Here is a 20,302-nt window from a genome sequence, read left to right as displayed (position 1 = left end):
ATGGCGCAGTGGTCGGTGATCATTCCGGACGAGCAGTGGGCGACCGAGCGGTTGTACCAGCACGATGTCGTGACGGTGGCGGGCGGCCCCGCGGAGGCCTCAGCGGGCGACGAGGTGGTCGTGGTCGCCGAGGAGAACGTCGTGGCGCTGGCCCGGGTGGAGAAGGCTGACGCCGGCGAGCTGGTGCTGGGTTACCAGCGGCGGGCGTTCGACGAGCCGGTCCCGGCCGAGGGGCTGACCGGCGGCGCGATCGACGCGGGCACCTTCCGGCGGCTGGCCGAGCGGCTCGGCGCCGCGGCGGACCGCAAGCCCTGGCTGGTCAGCGTGGCGATGCCGATCGAGGCGAGCAACCCGGCGGAGGCGGTGCGGCAGTTCTGGTCGCACGTGCTGGAGCTGGGCCCGGCGGAGCTGCCGACATACGTCTGGCCCTCCGGCGACGAGCTGGCCATGCAGGCCTTCGTCCTCGGGGCCGAGCGCAACCAGGACCCCGAGGAAGAAGACGAGGACGACTGAGCGTCAGCGCCCTTCGTAAACCGGCTTCTGCTTGTTCAGGAAGGCCGAGACGGCCGCCTTGTGGTCCGCGGTGGCCCCGCAGATCGCCTGGGCCTGAGCCTCGGCGGCAAGGGCGTCGGAGAGCGTGCCCGCGTCGCCGATGGAGAGCTCCCGCTTGATCGCGCCGTAGGCGATCGTCGGGCCGGCGGCCAGCCGTGCCGCGAGCTCCTGAGCGGCCGGCAGCACCTGCTCGTCGTCCTCCAGCAGCCGGGAGAGCAGCCCGATCCGGTACGCCTCCTCGGCCTTCACCGGCTGGGCGAGCAGCAGCATCTCGACCGCCCGGGCGTGCCCGACGATCCGCGGCAGCGACCAGGAGATGCCGCTGTCCCCGGCCAGGCCGACGTTGGCGAACGCCATCAGGAACCTGGTCGACGGCCCGCCGATCCGGAAGTCGGCGAGCAGCGAGAGCGACGCGCCCGCGCCCGCGGCCATCCCCCGGACCGCGGCGACGACCGGCTTCGGCATGCTGGCCAGCCGCTGCGCGATCGGGTTGTAGTGCACCTGAACCGTGTTCAGGTCGGTGGCGCCCGACTCCAGCAGCGTGGCGTGCTCACGCAGGTCCTGGCCGCCGCTGAAGGCGCCGCCGGCGCCGGCCAGCACGATGGCCCGGCAGGACCGGTCGCTCTCCAGCTGGGCGAGGGTGTCCCGCAGCGCTTCCTTGAGGTCGACGGTGAAGGAGTTCATCGCCTCGGGGCGGTTCAGGGTGAGGGTGACGACGGCGTCAGTGCGGTCGACGAGGAGCGAGTCGGTCATGGTTCTGAGAATCCCACACGTCCACCACGGGTCGCTGATTGCAGGCAACGTTCCACGTAGCGGTCGGCGGCCGGGCGCAGCCGGGTGGCGTGCTTGTCGAAGAACGCGGCCGCGCGGACGCCCGGCCACTGCGCCGGCAACAGCGCGGCAGGCAGTTGCGGGTCCTGGAAGAGGAACGACCGCCAGGCGTGCACCAGGCGGAACCGGGCCGCGTACGCCTCCTCATCGGAACTACGTGCCGTGACGGCTTTGACGACCGGCCGTAGCGACGTCACGAACTCCTCGTACGACCGGCCGATCCCTTCGAGGTCCCAGGCCCGGCCGACGATCTCGGAGCCCGCGGTGTGGCTGGCGCTGAACCGCTCGTACCCCGTCCCGGCCTCGGTGAGGGCCGCCTCGATCTCGTCGGAGGCGCGTGGCGCGATCCACACGTGCTCGCTGAGCGGCCCGTAGCCGAGGAACGCGAGCCGGGCGGAGTCCCGGCGGCCGAGTTGATCGTTCAGCAGGATCATGTCGAAGCGGCCGTCCCAGCCGCCGCGACCGGTTCGGTACACCCGGCTCGCCGCGTCGTCGAGCCGGCGGGCGGCTTTCGGAGTCAGCAGATAGCCGGGTCCGGAGGCCAGACGAAGGGGGTGCAGCCATCCTTGTCGCACCATTCGCGACACCGCGGTGCGCACGGCTGGGGCTGCGATGTCCAGCGGCGCCAGCAGCCGGACCAGGGCCGCGACCGGGGCTCGGGAGCCTCGGGCACGCAGGTAGTCGCCGTACAGGTCGAAGAGTGCGGACCGCGCCTGCATGACCGCACATTGTGACAGCCTGGAAGGCGATATGCTAGATGCTGTCACATCCGCCCGGGCTGGGTTTGGGTTCGCCGGTGTTCATCAGGGAAAATGTTTGATCGGCACGGTGGGCCGCAACGCGTGAACACGTGAAACGGCCTGTACGGCCGCCGGTCGGAAACGAGCAGACGCGTCGCGTGGGGCTGAGCACGCGACGTGGTTGCTGTGCATTCCAGGAGCAAGTGGCTGTGGGGCAACCCACCGACCCTGACGTAGGTCTGAGGGGAGACAAGATGGCGGCGATGAAGCCGCGGACGGGCGACGGTCCGCTGGAGGTCACCAAAGAGGGTCGTGGCATCGTCATGCGCGTCCCGCTGGAGGGTGGTGGCCGTCTCGTCGTTGAGATGACTCCGGACGAGGCCAACGCGCTGGGTGACGCGTTGAAGTCGATCGCCGGCTGACGTTTCACGCGAGCCCGCCGGTACGGTACCGCCCGTACCGGCGGGCTTTCCACGTCTTACGGAAAGGTCATCCTCCCGTGTTCGCTATCCACTTGACCGGCACTCCGGACGAAACGGCCACCTGGGTCGTCCCGGTCGGTCCGGGCGGGCCGCACTCCGTTCCCGAGGTCGGGGCCGAGGTGGCCGCTCTGGCCGGGCAGACCGAGGGTGCCGGGGAGGCCGGCCGGATCGTGGCGCTGCCACGGCCGCTGAGCCGTCCGCGCCGGGTGCTGCTCGCCGGCATCGGTGACGGCGACGAGGCGGGCTGGCGTGCCGCGGGCGCCGCGGTGATCCGGGAGGCGGCCGACGACGAGATCCTGGAGGTCCGGCTGCCGGCCGGCGCCTCCGAGGCCGCGCTGCGCGGCCTGACCGAAGGCCTCTGGCTGGGCGGCTACCGCTACCGCGACGCACCCAGGCAGCCGCGGTCCGGCGAGGTGCGGGTCATTGCCGACAACCCTGAGGGGTACGCGCAGAGCCTCACCCTGGCCCGCGCGACAGCCACCGCCACGTGGTTCGCCCGCGACCTGACGAACGCCCCGTCCTCGGTGAAGAACCCGGCCTGGTTCGCCGACCAGATCGTCGCCGCGGCCGCGGACCGCCCCGGTGTGACCGTGACCGTCCGGGCCGGCGACGAGCTGCTGCGCTTCGGCGGCCTGCGTGCCGTCGGCGGTGGATCGGTGTCGCCGCCGAGGTTCGTCGAGCTGTCCTGGCATCCGCCCGGTGCGACCACCCACGTGGTCCTGGTCGGCAAGGGCATCACGTTCGACACCGGCGGCATCTCGATCAAGCCGCGGGACAGCATGAAGCTGATGAAGAAAGACATGGGCGGGGCCGCTGCGGTGATGGCCGCCGCGCTCGGCGTCGCCGACCTGAACCTTCCGGTACGCGTGACCGCGCTGGCCCCGCTCGCCGAGAACGCGGTCAGCGGGTCGGCGTTCCGCCCCGGTGACGTGATCACCCACTACGACGGCTCGACCAGCGAGAACACCAACTCCGACGCCGAGGGCCGGATCGTGCTGGCCGACGCGCTGGCGTACGCGGCTGAGCAGTTGAATCCCGATCTGGTGCTCGACCTCGCCACCCTGACCGGCGCGAACGCGGTGGCGCTCGGCAAGCGCACGGCCGCCCTCTACAGCCCGGACGACGACCTGGCGAAGGCGCTGACCGAGGCGGGCGCCGCGGCCGGCGAGCAGATGTGGCGGCTGCCGCTGGCGGACGACTACGTGGAGAACCTGCGCAGCGACATCGCCGACCGGATCAGCGCGCCGCCCGGGCCGGGCTCGGTGATGGCCGCGCTGTTCCTGCGCGACTTCTTCGGCGACGCGAAGTGGGCCCACCTGGACATGTCCGCGCCCAGCTGGGCCGAGGCCCACGATCTGGACCTGACCAAGGGCGCCACCGGCTGGGGCGCCCGAACGGTGCTGAGGTACCTGTCAGCGCTTCACAGCGGTCAGTAGGCCGGCGCCGGAGGGGATCACCGCGGGGATCCAGGCGTCCGATTCACGGATCGTCTTGACCGTCTCCCGGATGGTCAGGGTGTCCACGTCACGGGCGGCCGGGTCGCTGATCCGGCCGTTCGCGTGCGCGCCGTTCACGATCAGCACGCCGCCGGTGCGCAGCAGGCGCAGGGCGGCCTCGGTGCAGGCGGCGAACTCGGTGGTGTCCGCGTCCACGAAGATCAGGTCGTAGGCGCCGTCGGCCAGCCGGGGGAGCACGTCCAGCGCGCGGCCGCTGATGATCCGGGTACGCGACGACGCGAAGCCGGCCTCCAGGAACACCCGGCGGGCGATCCGCTGGTGCTCGTGCTCGACGTCGATCGTGGTGAGCACCCCGTCGGGGCGCATCCCCCGCAGGAGCCAGACGCCGCTCACACCCGTACCGGTGCCGATTTCGACCACGGCCTTGGCGTTGCCCGCGGCTGCCAGCAGGCGCAGCACGGAGCCCGCGCCGGGCGAGACGCAGGGCAGGCCGAGCTCGTGCGCCAGGGCCCGCGCGGTCTGCTGAACCGGGTCCTCGGTGGCGTAGGTCTCGGCGAACGGCGTTGATTGCGGCGCCGGCTGGCCGAATGAACGGGCTGGACCGATGATGACGACCTCCTTTCAACCAGGCACATCGGATAAGAGAGTAGAGCGATGCTCTCCGGTGATGCACCGCGCCGTCGATGCATAAACCGGCCCGCAGGCCGGTGGGAAAGTGGGAACCGGCGAATCCGTGTCATCCTGGATGCGCGGAGCCGGGCGGACTGATGAGTGGAGGCACCGACGTGACCGACGGCTGGAACTGGCGCCGGCCACCGACTGCGCCTGCTTCGGGCGCGCCCGGGCCCGCGTCGCCGCCGCCGGATTCACCGTGGTGGTCCGACGCGGCGGCCGATCCGTGGCGCGATCCGTACGCGCCTTCGGCCGTGGTGCTGCCACCACCACCGCCCACCGGCGGCCCGGTCCTGGACCGGGTGCCCGACCCCGACGCGCCCCGTCGCTCACTCACCCCGATCCTGCTGATCTGCCTGGTCACCGCCCTGTTAGCAGGTGGTCTCGGCGGCACGCTCGGGTTCGTCTTCGCGGTCCGCGGAGGTCTCGCACAGGGCGCCGGCACCCAGCTCGGCGCCGGCACCCAGCGGGTTCCGGAGTCGGCGCAGCGGGCGCCCGAGTCGTTGGCCGGCGTGGCCGAGCGGGTGCTGCCGAGCGTCGTGACGGTCCGGGTCACCGGGGCGATCGGCTCCGGTTTCGTGGTCTCCACGGACGGCTACGTGATCACCAACGACCACGTCGTGGAGGACGCCGACGACGACGTCCTGTCGGTCTCCTTCAGCGACGGCTCCACCGCGTCGGCCCGGGTGGTCGGCCGGGATCCGGAGTCCGACATCGCAGTGATCAAAGTCGCAAAGAGTGGGCTCACCCCGGTCGAGCTCGGCGACTCGGACGCGATCGCGGTCGGTGACCCGGTGCTCGCCTTCGGTTCACCACTGGCGCTGGTCAACACGGTGACCTACGGCATCGTCAGCGCCGTGGACCGGACCATCGAGGCCGGCGACCCGGGCGGCACCACCCGCTATTACGCGGCCATCCAGACCGACGCCGCGGTCAACCAGGGCAACTCCGGCGGCCCGCTGGTCAACGCGGGCGGCCAGGTGATCGGGGTGAACTCGGTGATCCGCTCGGTGGGCGGCGCCGACACCGAGGCCGGCAACATCGGACTCGCCTTCGCCATCCCGATCAACCAGGCGAAACGCGTCGCGCAGGACATCATCGACACCGGCAAGGCCCGGCGTACGGTGATCGGCGCCGAGGTGGTCACCGGCGAGACGGCCGGCGGCGCCCGGTTGCGCGCGGTGGAGCCTGCCGGGCCGGCCTCCACAGCCGGTCTGAAGAGCGGTGACGTGATCACGAAGCTGGACGGGCACATCGTCGAGGACGGCACCGACCTCATCGCGCTGGTCCGCAAGCACGCGCCCGGCTCGGTCGTCGCGGTGGAGTACAGGCGGGGAACCAGAGCCGCCAACGCCTCCGTGACCCTCGCGGCCGACACCAACTGACGTAGGCTTTGCGCCGGGACGCCTGGGAGGCCGTACGTGTTCGAGAATCTGAACTGGTGGGAGATCGGCGCACTGCTCATGCTGGCGCTGTTGATCTTCGGGGAGCGTCTCCCCAAGGTGATCGGCGACGGCCTACGGATGCTGCGTGGCCTGCGCAACATGGCGCAGAGCGCGACCTCCGACCTGAGCCGCGAGCTCGGCACCGACATCCAGCTCGAAGACCTGCATCCGAAGGCTTTCATCCGCAAGCACCTGCTCAGCGAGGAGGACGAGGCGGCCATCCGTAAGCCGCTGCAGAACCTCTTCGACGACGTGAAGCAGGACCTCAACGGGGTCAAGTCGGAGCTGTCCGACGTCGCGGCCGCCGCCGACTTCAAGAACCAGCCCAAGACGACCGCTGCGCCGGTCGAGAGCCCTCGACCGACGCAGCGTTACGACCTGGACGCGACCTGAATCAGCCTCGCTTGGCATTCACCATCAGGCCTAGCGGCTTGCCGACCAGGGACTCGCGGCGGATGGCCAGCTTGTCGGCGACGGCGTCGAGGGCCTTCGCGGCCGGCGCCTCCGGGTCGGCCAGCACGATCGGGGTGCCCCCGTCGCCGGCCTCGCGGACCCGGGTGTCGAGCGGCACCTGACCGAGCAGCGGCACCCGCGCCCCGACGATCTTGGTCAGCGACTCGGCCACGGTCTCGCCGCCACCGGCGCCGAAGACCTCCATCCGGGAGCCGTCCGGCAGCTCCAGCCAGGACATGTTCTCCACCACACCGACCAGGCGCTGGTGGGTCTGCAGCGCGATCGCGCCGGCCCGCTCGGCGACCTCGGCAGCGGCCATCTGCGGGGTGGTGACCACCAGGATCTCCGCGTTCGGCAGCAGCTGGGCCAGCGAGATGGCCACGTCGCCGGTACCCGGGGGCAGGTCGAGCAGCAGCACGTCCAGGTCGCCCCAGTAGACGTCGGCGAGGAACTGCTGCAGCGCCCGGTGCAGCATCGGGCCACGCCAGACGACAGCGGCGTTGCCGGCGGTGAACATGCCGATCGAGATCACCTTCACGCCGTGCGACTGCGGCGGCATGATCATTTCCTCGACGCGGGTGGGCCGGCCGTCGACGCCGAGCATCCGGGGCACCGAGTGGCCGTAGATGTCCGCGTCGACCACGCCGACCGACAGGCCCCGCTTGGCGAGGGCCGCGGCCAGGTTCACGGTGACGCTGGACTTGCCGACGCCGCCCTTGCCGCTGGCCACCGCATACACCCTGGTCCGGGAGCCGGGCTGAGCGAACGGGATGACCGGCTCGGCGCTCTCGCCGCCACCCCGCAGGGTGGCCTGCAGCGCCTTGCGCTGCTCCTCGGTCATCACCCCGAAGTTGATCTCGACCCGGTCGATCCCGGGAATCTTGGTGAGAGCGGCGGTGATGTCGTTGTTCAGCTTGTCCCGCAGCGGGCAGCCGGACACGGTGAGCAGCAGATCGACCTTGACCAGGCCGTCGCCGACGGTGAAGCCGGCGACCATTCCCAGGTCGGTGATCGGGCGGCGGATCTCGGGGTCGTCGACGGTCGCCAGAGCGGCCTGGATCGCGTCCTCGAGCGTCGATGCAGGAGCGGACATGCAGCCCATGCTACGTCGGCGTCAGGGGTGGTCTTCTTCCCACTCCATACGAGCCCGCTTCTCCCGCCGCAGTGCCGCTTCGTCCAGTTCGTCGGCCAGCCGGTTCAGCTCGGAACGCACGAAGTCCCTGGTCGCGACGTCGCCGAGGGCGATCCGCAGCGCGGCGATCTCGCGCGTCAGGTATTCGGTGTCGGCCTTCTGCATCGCCGCCCGGCGGCGATCCTCGTCCATCGCCAGCCGGTCCCGGTCGGTCTGCCGGTTCTGCGCCAGAAGGATCAACGGCGCGGCGTACGACGCCTGCAGCGACAAAATCAACGTGAGGAAGGTGAACGTGTACGGGTCGAACCGCAGCCGCTCCGGCGCCAGGGTGTTCCACGCGAACCAGGCGGCGATCACCACCGTCATGTAGACGATGAACTTCGCCGTGCCCATGTACCGCGCGATCCCCTCCGACCAGCGGCCGAACGCCTCCGGATCGAACTTGGGCAGCTGCACCCGGCCCGGGTCGCGGGGCTGGTCCAGACGGTCGCGCCGGTTCTCGCTCACAGGGCCGGCTCCTCGTCCTGGGCGTCCCGGTCACGCCAGTCCCGGGGCAGCGAGTGGTCCAGCACGTCGTCGACGGTGACCGCGCCGAGCAGCCGGTGCGTCGAGTCGACCACCGGCATCGCGACCAGGTCGTACGTCGCCATCCGCCGGGTGATCTCGAGCAGCCCGGTCTCGGTGCGCAACGGGTCGATGTCGCTGTCCACCAGCCCGCCGACGAGCGTGGCCGGCGGTTCCCGGAGCAGGCGCTGGAAGTGGACCATACCGAGATACTTCCCGGTCGGGGTGGCGCTCGGCGCACGGGCCACGAAGACCTGCGCGGCGACCACCGTGGAGAGCTCCGGTTCACGGATCCGGGCGAGCGCCTCGGCGACCGTCGTGTCCGGGGTGAGGATCACCGGCTCCGAGGTCATCACACTGCCGGCGGTGCCGGGCCGGTAGTTCATCAGCTGCCGGACCGGGGCCGCCTCCTCCGGCTCCATCAGGTCGAGCAGCACGGCCTGCTCGCTCTTGGGGAGCTCGGCGAGCAGGTCGGCGGCGTCGTCCGGATCCATCCGTTCGAGCACGTCGGCGGCGCGTTCCCGGTCCAGGCCGACCAGGATCTCCACCTGGTCGTGCTCGGGCAGCTCCTCCAGCACGTCGGCGAGCCGGCGGTCGTCCAGGGCGGCGGCCACCTCGTTACGGCGGGCGTCCGGCAGATCCTGCAGCGCGTTGGCCATGTCGGCCGGGCGCATCTGGTCGAGCAGGGCGATCAGGTTCGAGGTGCCCTGGGTGTCGGTGGGGCCGACCAGGCCGCGGACCCGGTCGTACTCCGCCTGGTAAAGATGCCCCCGCCGGGTCAGCCGGCCGGTGTGCTCCCGAACCGCCACCCGGGTGATGATCCACTCGGTTCGCCGGTTCTGCTCCATCCCGATGTCCACGACCGCGCCGACATGCTCGTCGCCGTCCTCGTTCTCCGGCTTCACGGTGACCCGGCGGTCCAGCAGGTCCTCCAGGACCAGCAGCTCGTTGGGGCGCTTCTCGAACCGGCGCAGGTTCAGGCTGCCCGTGCTGAGGACGACGCCTTCCGCATCCATGCCGGTCACCCGGCCGATCGGCAGGAAGATCCGGCGGCGCAGGGCCATCTCGGCGACCAGGCCGACGATCTGCGGCGGACGGTTGGTGGTGCGCAGGCGTACCACCGCGTCGCGCACCCGGCCGACCCGGTCCCCGTTGGGGTCGAACACCGGCAGGCCGGCCAGGCGGGCCAGATAAACCCTCGTCCCCATGGTCACGGACTCAGATTAGGTTAGGGTCCGGACATGTCCACCGTGGCCTACGAGATCGTTGACGTGTTCACCGATCGGCCGTTCGCCGGTAATCCGCTCGCGGTCGTGTATGGGGCCGACGACCTCGGCGGCGACCAGATGCAGACGCTGGCCCGCGAGTTCAACCTGGCGGAGACGGTCTTCGTGCTGCCACCGGTCACGGACGGCGCCACGTACCGTGCGCGGATCTTCACCCCCGAGGCCGAGCTGCCGTTCGCCGGCCACCCCAGCGTCGGCGCCGCGGTCACGTCGATGCGCCGCGGCCTGTTCCCGGCCGGCAAGGTGGTCCAGGAATGCGGCGCCGGCCTGCTGCCGATCGAGGTGACCGACGCGGGCCGGGCCACGCTGACCGGCGGCACACCGAGTCTGGGCGCGCCCCGCGACCACGGCCCGCTGCTCGCCATGCTCGGCCTGACGGCCGCGGACTACGCAGGTGGAGACCAGGCAGCGGCCCGCCCGGCCAGTTGCGGGCTGGCCTGGGTCTTCCTCCCGGTACGCCGGGACGCGCTCGCCCGCATCCGAGTCGACGTGCCCGCCGCGGAACGGTTGGGCATCACCGACATCAGCGTCTTCGCCTGGTCCGACGGCGAGGCCCATGCCCGCGTCTTCGTCCCCGGCACCGCAGTGTGGGAGGACCCAGCCACCGGCTCAGCAGCCCTCGGCCTGGGCGTCTGGCTCGTCGCAGCCGGCTGGCTCCCCGCCGACGGCATATCCTCCTACCGCGTCCACCAGGGCATAGAGATGAAGCGCCCATCCTTGCTGGAATGCACCGTGACAGCCACGAACGGCACCGCCACGGTCGCAACGGTGGCCGGCCACGTATGCCCGATAGCCGAGGGCCGCATAGCCGTCCCACCCTTCATCGGCTGACCCGGCCTGCCGAATCGCGCCTTCCCGGCCCTCGGCCTTGCGGACTCGGCCTTGCGGACTCGGCCCGCGGGCTTCCGGCTTTCCGGGCCTGGCCGGAGGCCTTTCGCTTCCGGGCTTCCGGGCTTCCGGGCTTTCGGCTCCCGGCCTCCGGACTCCGGGTCCGGGCCCCGGCCTCCCGGCCCCGGCCTCCCGGCCCCGGCCTCCCGGCCCCGGCCTCCCGGCCCCGGCCTCCGGGCTTCGGCCTCCGGGCTTCGCGGCCCCCGCTTCCTGGCTTCCGGCCGCGCCCCCGGCCTCCCGTGCCCAGCCTCCGGGCTTCCGGGCCGGGTCTCCGGTCCTCCGGACTCCCGCCCCTTGCCTAGCCAGCCGGATTTGCGAGGTCCTGCCTAATTGCGCGCAATGTGGCGCCGCATCTCACCAAGATCCGGCGACCGGCGACCGGCGACCGGCGACCGGCGACCGGCGGGCGGCTCGTGCGTTGCTTGCATGAGTGGGTCGCTCGGTCAGCGCTTGCGGACGCGGTGCAGGCGGAACGGGCGCCGGGTCTCGATTCGGGCCGGGGTCTCGCGTGGCGGGGCTGCGGCCGATTCGGCAGGCAGTTCCGCGGTGCCGACGGCGGACTCGGCGGCCGGGGTCAGTTTCACCAGCGCGCAGCCGTTCTCGACCCAGCGGGCCACCAGGTCGTCCGCGGTGCCGGAAGCGTTCAGGCGCTTTGTGGCCAACTGGGGAGCGATCTCGTCCCACTCCGGGCTGCCGGGCAGCAGCCGGGTGACCACCGCATCGGCTGCCACGATCTGGCCGCCGTGATCGCCGCGCAGCCGCATGGTTGCCCGTTCGGCCTGCGCCAGATCGGGGGCGAACTGCTCGCCCGGCCCGCTGATCACGGCCAGCGAGTTCTCCACCGGCATGCACCACAGCGCATACGCCGGCCCGTCGCCCACCGAGACCCAGGCGATCGCCGCCTTCTTGATCGCCTCATCCAGTACGCCAGAACTCACCGCGTCATCCTCCCACGCCGACCATCCACTCACCGCCCGCCGGCCTGGCCGGGGTGACCATGCCCGGCCGGTTAACAGGGCTGTTTGAGCGCCGCTCAAACAGCCCTGTTAACCAGCCATGGAACTGCTTAAGCCCGGTGGCCGCCGGGCGGCCCGGTGTTGCAGGTGGCCGCGTCGTAGTGGGGGACACGTAGCTTTTGGGAACTGCGTCGCGCGTACCCCGCAATGGTTTTCAGATCATGGCCGGGACGTGATCGATCAGCGTGAGCACCTCGGTGAGCGATCGCACGGTGCGGCCGGCGAAGTTGGTGTCGGCGTCGAAGACGAGGTGATTGGCCAGGTCGGGGGCGGCAAGCCGGACCGGGGTCATGCCGACCGCGGCCGCGCCGGTGAGTTCGTGGCTGCCGCCGTCGCCGACGTAGAGGCAGTCGGCGGGGGCTACACCGAGGCGGTCGCAGGCCGTCAGGTAGATCTCGGGGTCCGGCTTGCAGACGCCGAGCTCGACCGAGTAGATCTGGGCGTCGAGCAGCGGCGCCACCGGGAGGCCGGGCAGGAAGGCGGGGAGTTCGTGGGTGCAGTCGCTGATCACCGCGGTGCGCGCGCCGCGGCTGCGGATCGCGGTGAGGGCGCTCACCGCGTCCGGGCGCAGCTGGGTGTCGGCGCGCAGGGCGTCGACCCGGGCCGGCATGGCCGCCCGGATGGCGCTCGGCCGCGTGTCGCCGCCGACCTGCTCGATCACCCAGCGTAGGGTGGCTTCGGCCGAGCCGAAGCTTCCGCAGGCCCGGGCCCGGAAGGTGCGGTCCAGTACGCCCACCAGCGCGTCCGGGTCGGCTCCGAGCGCTCGGGCGATGTCGGCGTGCTGTGGCCCCCGCTGTACAGACCTGGTCAGCGTGCCGAAAAAGTCAAACAAGACGGCTCGGTATACGGACACGTAAATCGCCTTCCGGGGCATCGACGGGTAGAAAATGGCGCACGACCGCCGGTGACTGTAGCGACTTCGTCACTCTCCGCCAATAGAGGTCAGCAAACAGTGGCGCTTCACTCTGCAAGAAGCGACGGCCGGGGATGAATATGCGTTCACCGCACACCGTGCCGCCGCCGGCCACCATGCTTGCCCTGCTCGTGGCTGTGCTCGCGGTCTCCTCGTCGGCGCCGCTGATCGCGTTCGCGGCCGCCCCGGCACTCGCCGTCGCCTTCTGGCGGAACAGCCTGGCGACCGTCGTGCTCGCCCCTGTGGCATTGGTCTCACGGCGTACCGAGATCCGTGCGGTGATCCACGGGCCACGGCGACGCGAAGGCCTCTTCTGCCTGCTTGCCGGGCTGGCGCTGGCCGTCCACTTCGCGACCTGGATGCCGAGCGTCCAACTCGGCTCGGTGGCCACCGCCACCGCGCTGGTCGCCACTCAGCCGGTCTGGCAGGGACTCATCGCGGCGGCGCAGGGGAGGCGGCCGTCGACCGCCGGGTGGATCGGCATCGGGCTGGCCGTAGCCGGCGCCGCCTGGGCGACCGGGGTCGATTTCGGCGTCTCCGCGCAGGCCGTCTTCGCCGACGTGCTCGCCCTGCTCGGCGCGATCGCCGCCGCGGTCTACACGGCGCTCGGCGAGCGGGCGCGGACGTCGTTGAGCACGACCACCTACACGTCGATCTGCTACGGGACGTGCGCGATCCTCCTGCTGGCCGTCTGCGTTGCCGGTGGGATCGATCTGACCGGGTACGACGGGCAGACCTGGGCGGCGATCCTCGCCATCGTGGCCGGTGCGCAGCTGCTCGGGCATTCGATGTTCAACTACGCGCTGCACCACACGTCGGCGACGACGATCAGCGTGCTGATCCTGCTCGAGGTGCCCGGGGCGGCGCTGCTCGCCTGGCTCTGGTTGAGGCAGGTACCTCGGCTGAGCTCGCTGCCCGGCCTGGCGTTGCTGCTGCTCGGGGTGATCGTCGTGATCGTCGGAGCTGCCCGCGGCAGCCGTCCGGTGCGGGTGTCGGCTCCGTCCACGGCCTCCTCCACCCCGCCGCCCTAGCGCTGCCGCCTCCTCCACCTCAGCGCTGCCGGGCGGCCTCTTTCTGGCGAATTCGGTATGGAATCTGCCTCCTCGGCCCGCTCTGCGATAGAACGTCGCGTTGGCGTGCTGGCTCGTTGCACCACCATGCGGCAGCGCAGCGGGATCGAGGGGGAGTGGATGCGACGCGATCGGATGATCCGGCTGCTAGCGGCCGGAACCCTGGTCCTGAGCGGCGCCGGGTGCACCGGGGTTAGCGGCGCGGCGGTGCCGGAGCGGGCCGGCCTGACCGGCACTTGGCGCACGGCCGGATGCGAGTTCAGCCGGCTGCCCCACGGCGCCCGGATCCCGATCATCCCGGCCCGGCTCAGCGCCGCCATGGATCGCATCGAGCGCGGCGGCCGTGAGCGGTTCGCCGCCAGCTTCGCAGGCATCGAGATAGACCAGCGACGGGTACGCGCAATCGTGTACCGCGTCCCGTCAGCCGCATTCGACGATTACGTCCGGCAGAGCGCGGAAGACAACTGCGTCGTCGTACGCGACGCCGCACACGCCGTCGCCGAACTCGGGGACTGGCACGACCGGGTGGTGGCCGACCTGCCGTACTGGACTGCGCAGGGCGTACGGATCGTCACCGTCGGCAGCCGCCACGACGGCGTCGGTGTGGAGATCGGCACACGCGACTTCGAGCGGGCCCGCCGCTGGCTCCCCGCCCGGTACGGCGTCGAGGCACCCCTGGTCTTCGTCGAGGAAGGGCTGGTCACGCCGTTGACCAGCGGACGGCCGACCACACCCGAGTCCGGCGGCTGACCGTGGGCGCGATGTCGGAAAGCCGTCAGATCGGCCCAGCGCCGGGAAGGCCCGGGTACGCCACAGTGACATGATGTTTGCCCCGGCTTCCGGGAGCAGGCAGGATCGCCGCATGGTCTTCGACGCCCGTTCCGCCGGGGGTAGTCCGTCCCGGCGAGACGCCACCCGCCCCGCTGATGGCCGACCACCACGCTCCGGTGCCCCCGGCGCGGATCCGGAACGTCCCGACGAGCCGAACATGGCGGACGTCCTGGAGGCGGAGATCGAAGAGGCCGGAGAAGCCCCGGTGACACTCCGCCTGGACGGCAAGGTCGCCCTGGTCACCGGTGCCGGCAGTCCCGACGGCATCGGGTACGCGACCGCGCGCCGCCTGCGCAACCTGGGCGCCCGCGTCGCGATCGTGTCGACCACCCGCCGGATCCACGAGCGTGCCTCTGAACTGGGCGTGACCGGCTTCGTCGCCGACCTCACCGACGAGGCCGAGGTCGGCGCCCTGGCCGACGCCATCTCCGACCAGCTCGGCGACGTCGAGGTCCTGGTGAACAACGCCGGCCTGGCGAGCCGCGCCAGCCCCGAGGTGTTGCGGCCGGTCGCCCAGCTCACCTTCGACGAGTGGAAGGCGGAGATCGACCGGAACCTGAGCACCGCCTTCCTGTGCAGCCGCGCATTCGTCGGCGGCATGTCCGAACGCGGCTGGGGCCGGATCGTCAACCTCTCCGCCACCGCCGGCCCGGTGAACGCCCTGCCCACCGAGGCCGCCTACGCAGCAGCAAAGGCCGGCGTGGTCGGCCTGACCCGCGCCCTGGCCATGGAGCTGGTCGCCGACGGTGTCAACGTCAACTGCGTGGCCCCCGGCACGATCTACACCGCGGCCTCCACGGTGACCGAGATCAAACAGGGCCTGGGTACGCCCATCGGCCGCCCCGGCACCCCGGACGAGGTCGCCGCGGCGGTCGCTTTCCTGTGCTCACCGGCGGCGTCATACATCACCGGCCAGATGCTGGTCGTGGACGGCGGCAACAGCGTCCGGGAGGCCCAGTTCCGCTGACCACCCACCCGGTGTGCTGTCCACCTCCGGCACAGCACACCGGCCCGGCCCGGCCCGGCCCGGCCCGGCCCCGGCCCGGCTCCGGCCCGGCCCGGCCCCGGCCCGGCCCCGCTCGGCCCGGTTTCCGGCCCGGCCCCGCTCGGCCCGGTTTCCGGCCCGGCCCCGCTCGGCCCGGTTTCCGGCCCGGCCCCGCTCGGCCCGGTTTCCGGCCCGGCCCCGCTCGGCCCGGTTTCCGGCCCGGCTCGGCTCGGCCCGGTTTCTGGCTCGGCCCGGTTTCCGGCCCGGCTCGGCTCGGCCCGGTTTCTGGCTCGGCCCGGCTCCAGCCCCCGCAGCTTCCGCCAGCCCGCAGTGCTGTCCATACTGCGGTCGCTGTCGCGGGATGGACAGCCGCCGCCCGCCGGCACGACGTCTGAGGTCGGCCGCAATGCCGCTTAGCGCAGCTTCGTGAGCTGGCCCACCGCGCGCTCGACGGCCAGGCAGCGATCCTCGACGTAGTCCATGCCGGCTTCCTCAGCGATGCGCCTGGCTTCGGCCGAGACGATGCCGCTCTGCAGCCACACGGCGGGCGCTTTGATCGCCGCCGCCTGCCGGACCACCTCCACCGCGTCCCGAGCGGGCCGGAAGATGTCGACCAGGTCGATCGGCTCGCCGATGTCCGCCAGCGTGGGCACAGTCGGGACACCGAACACCTCGTCCACGAACGGGTTCACCGGAATGATCCGCCACCCGTGCCGCAGCATCTGCAACGGAACCGTGTGCGACGGCTTGTACGGATCCCGTGACGCGCCGACGACGGCGATGACGTTCGCTTCCGCCAGGATCTGCTGAGCACTACGCATGCCCCAACCCTATCCGCGCCGCAGCCGCGGTCCCGCTGGTCGGGCTATTGGTTGGGTGGCTTTCCCGGCCCCTCACCGGTGTGCCGGCACAGCCGGACAAACCGCCTGCTCGCGAAGCCATGGCTCGTGTCGATGATGATCAGCCTCCGTCCTGTCGGTCGGGTGGGCATCTGCCCGGCCGAGGTCGGCTCAGGGCAGCGTGAGCTGTTCGGGCGGCCGCCTCCGCCAAGATCGGCTTAGGCGGTGCGAGCGGAATCCGTCGCCCGCCTGACTTTGGATCGGCGTGGCACCGAGCGGCGAGCAAGATGCACTGCCTGCTGCCTTTCGGTTCGGCGTGGCTCACAGCAGCGTGAGCTGCATGGGTTGGCTGCTGCGTTTCGGTTCGGCGTGGCTCACAGCAGCGTGAGCTGGTCCGCGTTCTGTGCAGGCCCCGTGCGGGGTCGCCGCCCGCGGGACGGCTCCCTGGAGGGCTCGCTGTCGGTGACCCGGCGGGCCTCGGCCGGCTCTGGCCGGTGCAGGCCGTGCCGGCGGGCCGCGATCCGCACCCGGGCGCCGATCTCGTCCTGGTACGCCCGAGGCAGGTACGACCCGTTGCCGAACAGCTCCCGATACCGCGGCCGCAGCTCGGGGTGGGAACGGGCCAGCCAAGCCGCATACCACTCGCGGGCGCCGCGGCGCAGATGCAGCGGCAGGGGTGTCACGCTCGTCGCCCCGGACTCGGCGATGGCGGCGACTGTCTCGTCGATGGACTCGTCGGTGTCGGTGAGGCCGGGCAGGATCGGCGCCATCAGGACGCTGACCCGGAAACCGGCGTCGGTCAGGCGGCGGACCATCTCGAGCCGGCGTCGAGGGCTCGGTGTGCCGGGCTCGGCCGAGCGCCACACCGCCTCGTCGACGAAGCCCACGGAGACGGCCAGCCCGACCCGGGTCACTTCGGCGGCCTGCTGGAGAAGCTCGAGATCGCGCAGGATCAGCGTGCCCTTGGTGAGGATCGAGAACGGGTTGGCGTGATCGCGCAGGGCCGTCAGGATCTCCGGCATCAGCCGGTAGCGGCCTTCAGCCCGCTGATACACATCGACGTTGGTGCCCATCGCGATCGAGGCGCCGGACCAGCGTGGATCGGCCAGCTCGCGGCGGATCAGCTCGCCGGCGTTCACCTTCACCACGATGCGGCTGTCGAAGTCGTGCCCGGAATCCATGTCGAGGTAGGTGTGGGTGTTGCGGGCGAAGCAGTTGTGGCTGACCACGCCGTCGGCGATGAAGTCGCCGGTGCCGGTGGAGATGTCGAAGAGCGGCAGGGTGAGCCCGAGGTCCTCGATGTCGATCACGGCGAGGCGCCGCTCGGTCCGGACGCCGACGCCGGACGCGTCCAGGGGCATCTCGGACGCCCCGGTCATGTGCCGGAAGCGGAGGGCGGCCTCGAGGTGCCGTTCGGTCTCGACCCGCCCGACGGTGGCCGGCCGACCGGCGACGGCGGCGCGGGACCGCACGGGGCTGCGAGCGACCATCCCGAGGTGGGTGAGCGCCTCGACGACCCGCCGCAGATACGCCTGGTCGGCGCTCTCGAAGACCACGGCCAACCGATCCGTGCGCCCGACCGCGCCGAACGCCCCGGCCAGAAACCCGCGAAACCAATCTCCGGTGGGCAGCTCAGGCCAGCGGAGCGCTTCGGTCAGGGAGACGTCGTCGAGGTAAGTGTCGGCGCGGATCCACGCGTCTCCCTCGCGTCCCGAGTCCGGGCCGGAGGCGTCCCCGCGGACGAGCCCACAGAGGAAGCCGGACTGATAGTCGGGCGACTCCTTGGGCGACTCGGCGAAGTGACCCACCCCGAACATCAGGTCGCCGACGGCGAGGGCCGGCTGGTGCGGCTCGTTGGGGCTGACATGACGCCAGCCGCGGTCGGTCAGGAAGCGATGATCCCCGCTGGAGACCAACCGGGTGCCGTCGGTCAGGGTCACCCGGAAGGCAGCCTTGCTCGTGGACCAGTGATCCAGCACGGTGGTCGGCACATATCGCCGGTGTGGGCCGGCGCCCATCGTGCCCATCACGGCGTCGCCCGGGCGGATCTGCGCGAGCGGGCGGGTCGACCCGTCGGCGAGCAGGATCGGGGTGTCACCGGCCAGGCAGTAGGTGCAAGCATGGGAGCAACCGCGATAGGGGTTGATGGTCCACTCGAACGGCACCCGGGAGGCGGCGGGAACCCGGTTGATCAGCGATTTCGCACGCACCTCATAGAACGTCATCCCCGCGAAGCCGGGGGTGTCGAAGGTGCGGACGGTCGCGCCGGGCAGCACCAGCGGCAGGGGTGGGGCCGCCGGCGCTGCCCTGTCCGGGAGCGAGTCGTCGTCGGTGCGAGCCGACAGGTTGGACCATCGCATGGCAGGTATTCGAACACATGTTCTATCCCCTGTCCATGACCTTCGCCGGATCTGTGGACAACAAAATCCGGCCTGTGGACAACGAAGTGGACAGCGAAGTCGGACAACAAAAAGGGCCCGCGAACCGCGGGCCCTTTTGCAGTGTCTTCCGAGCTCAGCTACGACCGGCGGCCGCTTCCTCCTTGGCGGGAGCGGCCGGCGCCGCCTTAGCAGCCGGCGCCGCCTTGGCAGCCGACGCCGACTTGGCGTCAGGCGCAGCCGAAGCGGCCGGAGCCTCCTTGGCCGCGGGAGCCGCCTTGGCAGCCGACGCCGCCTCGCCGTGCGCCCCCTTACGGTGCGCGGCGATCTGCTCGCGAACCTCGTCCATGTCGAGCTGCTCGACCTTCTCGATCAGACTCTCCAGCGCGGTCTCGGGGAGAGCGCCGGGCTGGGCGAAGACCACGACACCGTCGCGGACCGCCATGATCGTCGGGATGGAGCGGATGTCGAACTTCGCGGCCAGCGCCTGCTCGGCCTCGGTGTCAACCTTCCCGAACGTGATGTCCGGGTGCTTCTCCGAGGAGCGCTCGTAGGTGGGCGCGAACCGTACGCAAGGCCCGCACCAGCTGGCCCAGAAGTCGACCAGGACGATGCCGTCCTTGCCGGTGACCTCGTCGAAGTTCGCTGCGGTCAGCGCAACCGTCGCCATGATGCCTCCGTCTGCGGGAATCGCTTTCGTCCGGTAAAACTCCTGGTCCCCCTCCACCATTCCCGTTCTGGCGGCGGCGACACGTGGCCTACGGCACCATTCAGGAGCGCAACAGGGACAACTCATCGTAACTGAAAGTAGGCGCACAGTGTCTGATTGCCGACTCTCGCTCCGCGCGGAATGAGTCCCGCATCTCATGATCTAGGCGATTTGTCCTGCACAAGCGCCGGTCGTGGGAGCGTGTCCAAACTTCAAACTTTCAGTAAAGAAACCTAAATGTGAGCTGGGTCACATCTGAAAGTCCTTCACATGGATACGGACGGTAAGGCAAACTCTTTCTCAACAGAGCGTGGGCGGCGGGTGCCGGGGAGGGCCCCGCCGCTCATTGCGTCTCCTGTCGGGTTGATCCCGCGCAGAGCCGGTGACGTGAGCCCGGCGAGATCGAATCGGTAGCCTATCGCTCCATGACCGCGGGCGAGGACCATTCCACCGACGTCGGCGTGGGCCCCTGGGTGGGTCCGTGGCCGACCGGCGAGCAGTACGATCCGGAGCTGCTCGAGGCCGGTGACCGGCGCAATGTCGTCGACCGGTACCGGTATTGGCGCCGGGAAGCGGTGATCGCCGAGTTGGACACGCGACGGCACGACTTCCACGTCGCGATCGAGAACTGGCAGCACGATCTGAACATCGGCACCGTGGTCCGCAATGCCAACGCCTTCCTCGCCGCCGAGGTGCACATCGTGGGCCAGCGCCGGTGGAACCGCCGGGGCGCCATGGTCACGGATCGTTATCAGCATGTGCGCCACCACCCGACCATCGAGGAATTCGTGGCGTGGGCGGCCGGCGAGCAGCTGCCGGTGATCGGCATCGACAATCTCCCCGGCTCGTGCCCGATGGAGACGACCACGCTTCCGCGCCGCTGCGTCCTGCTGTTCGGGCAGGAGGGGCCGGGTCTCTCCGACGCTGCCCGGGCTGCCTGTTCGCAGCTCTTCTCGATCGCGCAGTACGGATCGACCCGCTCGATCAACGCCGGCGTCGCCAGTGGTATCGCCATGCATGCGTGGATTCGCGCGCACGCCGGCCCGCCGCCCGCCTGAC

At 71.0% G+C, this 20,302-nt stretch carries 20 protein-coding genes and 1 pseudogene; 10 read left to right on the top strand and 11 right to left on the bottom strand.

Annotation, left to right across the window (positions count from 1 at the left end; genetic code table 11):
- Positions 1 to 513 carry a hypothetical protein gene (locus OHA21_RS35670; RefSeq protein ID WP_328462602.1) on the top strand — a complete coding sequence of 171 codons (513 nt, stop codon included), beginning with the start codon at positions 1 to 3 and terminating at the stop codon, positions 511 to 513.
- Between the two features lie 3 nt (positions 514 to 516).
- Here OHA21_RS35670 and OHA21_RS35665 read toward each other — a convergent pair whose 3' ends face one another.
- A complete protein-coding gene (locus OHA21_RS35665) occupies positions 517 to 1,305 on the bottom strand; it encodes an enoyl-CoA hydratase-related protein (RefSeq protein ID WP_328462600.1) in 789 nt (262 codons plus the stop codon).
- Positions 1,302 to 2,102 carry a PaaX family transcriptional regulator gene (locus OHA21_RS35660; RefSeq protein WP_328462598.1) on the bottom strand — a complete coding sequence of 267 codons (801 nt, stop codon included), beginning with the start codon at positions 2,100 to 2,102 and terminating at the stop codon, positions 1,302 to 1,304. The genes OHA21_RS35665 and OHA21_RS35660 overlap by 4 nt, the downstream gene beginning before the upstream one ends.
- Positions 2,103 to 2,377: 275 nt before the next feature.
- On the opposite strand from OHA21_RS35660, the gene OHA21_RS35655 reads away from it, so the two are divergent.
- Entirely contained in the window at positions 2,378 to 2,545 is a 168-nt protein-coding gene (locus OHA21_RS35655; RefSeq protein WP_014447667.1) for a DUF3117 domain-containing protein, read from the top strand.
- A gap of 77 nt (positions 2,546 to 2,622) precedes the next feature.
- Positions 2,623 to 4,041 (top strand): leucyl aminopeptidase family protein, encoded by a 1,419-nt coding sequence (locus tag OHA21_RS35650; protein WP_328462593.1) that lies wholly within the window; start codon positions 2,623 to 2,625, stop codon positions 4,039 to 4,041.
- Here OHA21_RS35650 and OHA21_RS35645 read toward each other — a convergent pair.
- Positions 4,018 to 4,569 carry an O-methyltransferase gene (locus tag OHA21_RS35645; protein WP_328478746.1) on the bottom strand — a complete coding sequence of 184 codons (552 nt, stop codon included), beginning with the start codon at positions 4,567 to 4,569 and terminating at the stop codon, positions 4,018 to 4,020. The two genes, OHA21_RS35650 and OHA21_RS35645, sit on opposite strands and share 24 nt — an antisense overlap.
- A gap of 278 nt (positions 4,570 to 4,847) precedes the next feature.
- On the opposite strand from OHA21_RS35645, the gene OHA21_RS35640 reads away from it, so the two are divergent.
- Together OHA21_RS35640 and OHA21_RS35635 are read left to right on the top strand one after the other, a co-directional pair.
- Positions 4,848 to 6,119, top strand: a complete 1,272-nt coding sequence (locus OHA21_RS35640) for a S1C family serine protease (RefSeq protein ID WP_328478744.1) — start codon at positions 4,848 to 4,850, stop codon at positions 6,117 to 6,119.
- A gap of 36 nt (positions 6,120 to 6,155) precedes the next feature.
- A complete protein-coding gene (locus OHA21_RS35635) occupies positions 6,156 to 6,572 on the top strand; it encodes a preprotein translocase subunit TatB (RefSeq protein WP_328462591.1) in 417 nt (138 codons plus the stop codon).
- 1 nt (position 6,573) lies between these two features.
- Here OHA21_RS35635 and OHA21_RS35630 read toward each other — a convergent pair whose 3' ends face one another.
- From OHA21_RS35630 to OHA21_RS35620, 3 genes are read right to left on the bottom strand one after another with little or no spacing between them, the layout of a single operon-like run.
- Positions 6,574 to 7,725, bottom strand: coding sequence for an Mrp/NBP35 family ATP-binding protein (locus OHA21_RS35630; protein WP_328462589.1), 1,152 nt, complete (start codon positions 7,723 to 7,725; stop codon positions 6,574 to 6,576).
- Positions 7,726 to 7,746: 21 nt separating this feature from the next.
- A complete protein-coding gene (locus tag OHA21_RS35625) occupies positions 7,747 to 8,271 on the bottom strand; it encodes a DUF1003 domain-containing protein (RefSeq protein WP_328462587.1) in 525 nt (174 codons plus the stop codon).
- On the bottom strand, positions 8,268 to 9,542 hold the full coding sequence (locus OHA21_RS35620; RefSeq protein ID WP_328462585.1) for a magnesium transporter MgtE N-terminal domain-containing protein: 1,275 nt from the start codon (positions 9,540 to 9,542) through the stop codon (positions 8,268 to 8,270). The genes OHA21_RS35625 and OHA21_RS35620 overlap by 4 nt, the downstream gene beginning before the upstream one ends.
- Before the next feature lie 27 nt (positions 9,543 to 9,569).
- Here OHA21_RS35620 and OHA21_RS35615 point away from each other — a divergent pair, with 27 nt between their 5' ends.
- Positions 9,570 to 10,445 carry a PhzF family phenazine biosynthesis protein gene (locus OHA21_RS35615; RefSeq protein ID WP_328462583.1) on the top strand — a complete coding sequence of 292 codons (876 nt, stop codon included), beginning with the start codon at positions 9,570 to 9,572 and terminating at the stop codon, positions 10,443 to 10,445.
- Between the two features lie 500 nt (positions 10,446 to 10,945).
- Here the strand turns inward: OHA21_RS35615 and OHA21_RS35610 are convergent, their stop codons facing one another.
- Both OHA21_RS35610 and OHA21_RS35605 read right to left on the bottom strand, forming a co-directional pair.
- Positions 10,946 to 11,440: a hypothetical protein gene (locus OHA21_RS35610; protein WP_328462581.1), complete on the bottom strand. Its 495-nt coding sequence runs from the start codon at positions 11,438 to 11,440 to the stop codon at positions 10,946 to 10,948.
- A 232-nt stretch (positions 11,441 to 11,672) separates the two neighbouring features.
- Complete coding sequence (locus tag OHA21_RS35605; protein WP_328462579.1) at positions 11,673 to 12,371, bottom strand: HAD family hydrolase; 699 nt, start codon at positions 12,369 to 12,371, stop codon at positions 11,673 to 11,675.
- A 140-nt stretch (positions 12,372 to 12,511) separates the two neighbouring features.
- Here OHA21_RS35605 and OHA21_RS35600 point away from each other — a divergent pair, with 140 nt between their 5' ends.
- From OHA21_RS35600 to OHA21_RS35590, 3 genes are all read left to right on the top strand, one after another.
- Positions 12,512 to 13,462, top strand: coding sequence for a DMT family transporter (locus OHA21_RS35600; RefSeq protein WP_328462577.1), 951 nt, complete (start codon positions 12,512 to 12,514; stop codon positions 13,460 to 13,462).
- Between the two features lie 159 nt (positions 13,463 to 13,621).
- Complete coding sequence (locus tag OHA21_RS35595) at positions 13,622 to 14,251, top strand: hypothetical protein (protein ID WP_328462575.1); 630 nt, start codon at positions 13,622 to 13,624, stop codon at positions 14,249 to 14,251.
- Positions 14,252 to 14,489: 238 nt separating this feature from the next.
- The gene (locus OHA21_RS35590) at positions 14,490 to 15,299 is read left to right on the top strand and encodes an SDR family NAD(P)-dependent oxidoreductase (RefSeq protein ID WP_442874947.1); all 810 of its coding nucleotides are present in this window, start codon (positions 14,490 to 14,492) and stop codon (positions 15,297 to 15,299) included.
- A gap of 431 nt (positions 15,300 to 15,730) precedes the next feature.
- On the opposite strand, the gene OHA21_RS35585 is transcribed toward OHA21_RS35590, so the two are convergent.
- From OHA21_RS35585 to trxA, 3 genes and pseudogenes are all read right to left on the bottom strand, one after another.
- Positions 15,731 to 16,138: a CoA-binding protein gene (locus OHA21_RS35585; RefSeq protein WP_328462571.1), complete on the bottom strand. Its 408-nt coding sequence runs from the start codon at positions 16,136 to 16,138 to the stop codon at positions 15,731 to 15,733.
- Positions 16,139 to 16,530: 392 nt separating this feature from the next.
- Positions 16,531 to 18,516 (bottom strand): intein-containing Rv2578c family radical SAM protein, encoded by a 1,986-nt coding sequence (locus OHA21_RS35580; RefSeq protein ID WP_328462569.1) that lies wholly within the window; start codon positions 18,514 to 18,516, stop codon positions 16,531 to 16,533.
- Between the two features lie 334 nt (positions 18,517 to 18,850).
- Positions 18,851 to 19,204: pseudogene (gene trxA / locus OHA21_RS35575) on the bottom strand (thioredoxin); the annotation flags it as partial.
- A 464-nt stretch (positions 19,205 to 19,668) separates the two neighbouring features.
- On the opposite strand from trxA, the gene OHA21_RS35570 reads away from it, so the two are divergent.
- A complete protein-coding gene (locus OHA21_RS35570; RefSeq protein ID WP_328462567.1) occupies positions 19,669 to 20,301 on the top strand; it encodes a TrmH family RNA methyltransferase in 633 nt (210 codons plus the stop codon).
- The last annotated feature ends 1 nt before the right edge of the window (position 20,302 follow it).

The organism is Actinoplanes sp. NBC_00393 (genome assembly GCF_036053395.1).
In the GTDB taxonomy this organism is placed as follows: Bacteria; Actinomycetota; Actinomycetes; order Mycobacteriales; family Micromonosporaceae; genus Actinoplanes.
Note: the sequence above shows the minus strand (reverse complement) of the source record. Positions and strands in the feature narration are given on the sequence as shown.

Coding starts and splice junctions, on each gene's coding strand:
- OHA21_RS35660 (WP_328462598.1), bottom strand. CDS start 2,102: ATGCAGGCGCGGTCCGCACTCTTCGACCTGTACGGCGACTACCTGCGT.
- OHA21_RS35630 (WP_328462589.1), bottom strand. CDS start 7,725: ATGTCCGCTCCTGCATCGACGCTCGAGGACGCGATCCAGGCCGCTCTG.
- OHA21_RS35580 (WP_328462569.1), bottom strand. CDS start 18,516: ATGCGATGGTCCAACCTGTCGGCTCGCACCGACGACGACTCGCTCCCG.
- OHA21_RS35655 (WP_014447667.1), top strand. CDS start 2,378: ATGGCGGCGATGAAGCCGCGGACGGGCGACGGTCCGCTGGAGGTCACC.
- OHA21_RS35585 (WP_328462571.1), bottom strand. CDS start 16,138: ATGCGTAGTGCTCAGCAGATCCTGGCGGAAGCGAACGTCATCGCCGTC.
- OHA21_RS35670 (WP_328462602.1), top strand. CDS start 1: ATGGCGCAGTGGTCGGTGATCATTCCGGACGAGCAGTGGGCGACCGAG.
- OHA21_RS35615 (WP_328462583.1), top strand. CDS start 9,570: ATGTCCACCGTGGCCTACGAGATCGTTGACGTGTTCACCGATCGGCCG.
- OHA21_RS35600 (WP_328462577.1), top strand. CDS start 12,512: ATGCGTTCACCGCACACCGTGCCGCCGCCGGCCACCATGCTTGCCCTG.
- OHA21_RS35665 (WP_328462600.1), bottom strand. CDS start 1,305: ATGACCGACTCGCTCCTCGTCGACCGCACTGACGCCGTCGTCACCCTC.
- OHA21_RS35595 (WP_328462575.1), top strand. CDS start 13,622: ATGCGACGCGATCGGATGATCCGGCTGCTAGCGGCCGGAACCCTGGTC.
- OHA21_RS35570 (WP_328462567.1), top strand. CDS start 19,669: ATGACCGCGGGCGAGGACCATTCCACCGACGTCGGCGTGGGCCCCTGG.
- OHA21_RS35590 (WP_442874947.1), top strand. CDS start 14,490: ATGGCGGACGTCCTGGAGGCGGAGATCGAAGAGGCCGGAGAAGCCCCG.